The organism is Nocardiopsis chromatogenes YIM 90109 (assembly GCF_000341185.1).
Classification (GTDB): domain Bacteria; phylum Actinomycetota; class Actinomycetes; order Streptosporangiales; family Streptosporangiaceae; genus Nocardiopsis_A; species Nocardiopsis_A chromatogenes.
In genome coordinates this window covers 1-3,082 of sequence record NZ_ANBH01000345.1, presented here as the reverse complement: position 1 = coordinate 3,082, position 3,082 = coordinate 1, and the positions used below count along the sequence as shown (strand labels likewise).

Genomic DNA, 3,082 nt, shown 5'->3' with positions numbered 1-3,082 from the left:
GCCCGGGACGAGTGAAAGGAGTAGCGGTGGCCGCCCCCGACGCTGCCGTGGACTTCGAGCAGTGGGAACCCCCGAGCTGGGAGGACGTGGTCGCCAACCACTCCGGCAGGGTCTACCGGCTCGCCTTCCGCCTCACCGGGAACAAGCACGACGCCGAGGACCTCACCCAGGAGGTCTTCATCCGGGTGTTCCGGTCGCTGTCCACCTACACCCCCGGCACGTTCGAGGGGTGGCTGCACCGCATCACCACCAACCTCTTCCTCGACATGGCGCGCCGCAAGGCGCGCATCCGCTTCGAGGGCCTGGCCGACAACGCCGACGAGCGGCTGCAGGGCCGCGAGCCCTCGCCCGCCCAGTCCTACGACGACCGGCACTTCGACGCCGACGTCCAGGCGGCGCTGGACGCGCTGCCCGCGGAGTTCCGGGCACCGGTGGTGCTGTGCGACATCGAAGGCCTGTCGTATGAGGAGATCGCGGCGACGCTGGGCGTCAAGCTGGGCACCGTGCGCAGCCGGATCCACCGGGGACGCGCACAGTTGCGCAAGGCGCTGGAGCACCGCCGCAGGATGGCGGCCCGGCAGCGGTCCGCCGCCTCGGACGACCCGGGGGCGGAGGGCGCCGGATCCGCGCCGCACGTTCGGACCCGGGAGGCGGAATGAGCACGGAGCACTTGGGCGAACGCCTGTCCGCACTCGTCGACGGCGAGCTGGGGGCGGCCGAACGGGACCGGGCGCTGATCCACCTGGCCTCGTGTGACGCCTGCCGCTTCGAGGCCGACATGCTGCGCCGCCTGAAGCGGCGCCTGCACGGCCTGGACGGCCCCGAGCCCGCGTCCGACCTGCTCGGGCGCCTCTCGGCACTGGGGAGCCCGGCGGCGGAGCCGCCGCAGGGGCCCCCGGAGGCGGGTGGGGGGCCGCGCCCTTTCGGAGGGTCGGCACCGCTGGGGTCCGGGCCCGCGCTCGGTGACGGGCCGGGACTGGGCCAGCGGCCGGGGTTCGGCGCCGCCGGGACGGGCGGGCCCGCGCCACGGTGGCGTTCGCAGGCGTCAGCGCTCCGCGCTGCGGCGGCATTCCTACCCTTCCGGTCCCCGTCCGGGGACCGGCGGGAGTTGGAGGCCGCCGAACGCCGCCCCCGCCCCGCGCGGCAGCGCCGACGCGCTCCCCGCTACGCCATGGCGGGTGCCTCGCTCGTCGCGGTGGCCCTGGGGGGAGCCTTCGTCGCCGGAGGCGAGGACGAACCGGGCCCCGTGGTCCGGCCCCCGCTGCCGGACTACGCGCTGGAGCACGCGCTGACCGCTGGGGAGGCCGCGCTGCCGAACGGCGACGACGGGCGCCGTGCCGGAGGCGAGGGGCGGGGCACCGTCCCCGCCCTGCACGAACCGGGGCGCGGCGGTGCGGAGGGCACCGGCGGCACGGGCGCCACGGACGGCACTGACGGCACCGGCCGCGAGGACCGCGGCGGCCGGGACCGGGACGATCGGGACGGCGCCGCCGACGGTGGCGCCGACACCCGCACCGACACTCCTCGGGCGTGGTGAGCGCCCCCGACCGACCCCTCAGCGCACGGCACACCGGCGGTGGCGCGGCTCCCGGGCCGCGCGCCGCCGTGCTGGTGGTGCTGGTCCTGTGCTGCGCGGTGCTGCTCGCGGTGCTCCCCGCCGCCTCGGCGGCCCCCCAGGCCGACCAGCGCCCGGCACCCGGGCGCGACGGTGCCATGAAGGTGCTGCGCCGTGCCGCCCAGGCCGCCCGCGACGTGCCCTATGAAGGGGTGCAGGCGATCAGCATCACCGGCCCCGCCGGGACCGAGCACCGGATGGTCGAGGTGGAGCACGTGCCCGGGGCGGGGCTGCGCGTCGGACTGGTCGCCGAGGCGGGCGGGGAGCACCCGCTGCCGCCGGGCCGCTCCGCGGCCTTCCCCGCCCTGGACGAGGCCATGCTGGACGCCCTGGCCGAGAACTACCGGGTGACCGGGGCCGGGGGAGGCGAGGTCGCCGGGCGCCCTGCGCGCATCGTGGAGGCGCTGCGCGCGGACGGCAGCACGGCCGGGCGGTTCTGGGTCGACCGGGAGTCCGGGCTGCCGCTGCGCCGGGAGAGCGTCGACACCGCGGGGCGGCCGGTGCACACGGTGGAGTTCACCACCATCGGCGAACCCGACCCGGAGGACGTCCGGGCCGACTCGGGCGGCGCGGGGGCCGCGTCGGAGGCGGACGCCTGGGGCCGGTCGCTCGACGCGGGGGAGCTGCGGCGGCTGCGCGAGCGCGGTTGGCGGCTGCCCGAGCGGATCGCCTGGAACATGCGCCTGGTCGAGGCGCGCTCGGCGCAGGCGTCCACCGGGCGGGTCGTGCACCTGGGGTACACCGACGGGCTGTCGGTGGTGTCGGTCTTCGTACAGCAGGGCCGCCTCGACGCCGGGTCGCTGGAGGCCGTCGAGGGTGTGCACGCGGTGCACGACCGCGGCGGAACCGTCTACGTGGGCGAGTCCGGGCGGCAGCTGCGCATGTGGGAGTCGGACGAGCACGTCTACACGATCCTCGCCGACGCCCCCGGCGACTCGGTCGCCGCGGCCGCCACGATGCTGCCGCCCCCGGACGCCCCGGGCTTCTGGGGCCGGGTTCGCAGGGGCTTCGACCGCTTCGGAGAGTGGATCGGCGTGTGAACCGACGTCGGCCACCGTGTCGCCGGTTCAGGCGGTGGCCCAACAGGTGGACCGCTCACATGCCCCGGTCGGGCGGCGGGCCGATGTGGCGGAGGGCGGAGGGGCGGCGACGAGGAGAGTCCGCGCCCCTTCCGCCAGCGCTGTCGGGTGGCGGGCGTGTGCGTGGTCGCCGTGATGGGCGGCGATGGAGTGAGCGGGGTGGTTCCCCGGCGCTGCCTGCCGGGCGGCGGGTTCCTCGCGGTTCGGGTGGGCGGCGGCACGGCTGGTGCCCTCCTCGCGGGCTCCGGCCGGGCGGCGGGCCGCCGGAGCGCAGGGAAAAGCAGCGACGAGAGAAGGTCGGCGGCGCTGCCTGCAGCGTTGTCGTCCGTCGGGCGTGCGGATGGTTGCTGTTGTCGGCGGCGACGGTGTGAGCGGGGTGGTTCCCGGG

The 3,082-nt window shown here is 76.9% G+C and carries 3 protein-coding genes; all 3 read left to right on the top strand.

Annotated elements, in window-relative coordinates; genetic code table 11:
• Positions 1–26: 26 nt before the first annotated feature.
• Genes sigE through D476_RS0129615 form a run of 3 tightly spaced genes read left to right on the top strand, consistent with a single transcriptional unit; the run spans position 27 to position 2,655 of the window.
• Entirely contained in the window at positions 27–659 is a 633-nt protein-coding gene (gene sigE / locus D476_RS0129625) for an RNA polymerase sigma factor SigE (RefSeq protein ID WP_026123975.1), read from the top strand.
• Positions 656–1,537, top strand: coding sequence for an anti-sigma factor family protein (locus D476_RS35075; protein ID WP_083939696.1), 882 nt, complete (start codon positions 656–658; stop codon positions 1,535–1,537). The genes sigE and D476_RS35075 overlap by 4 nt, the downstream gene beginning before the upstream one ends.
• On the top strand, positions 1,531–2,655 hold the full coding sequence (locus tag D476_RS0129615) for a sigma-E factor regulatory protein RseB domain-containing protein (protein ID WP_017627501.1): 1,125 nt from the start codon (positions 1,531–1,533) through the stop codon (positions 2,653–2,655). The genes D476_RS35075 and D476_RS0129615 overlap by 7 nt, the downstream gene beginning before the upstream one ends.
• The last annotated feature ends 427 nt before the right edge of the window (positions 2,656–3,082 follow it).

Coding starts and splice junctions, on each gene's coding strand:
- D476_RS35075 (WP_083939696.1), top strand. CDS start 656: ATGAGCACGGAGCACTTGGGCGAACGCCTGTCCGCACTCGTCGACGGC.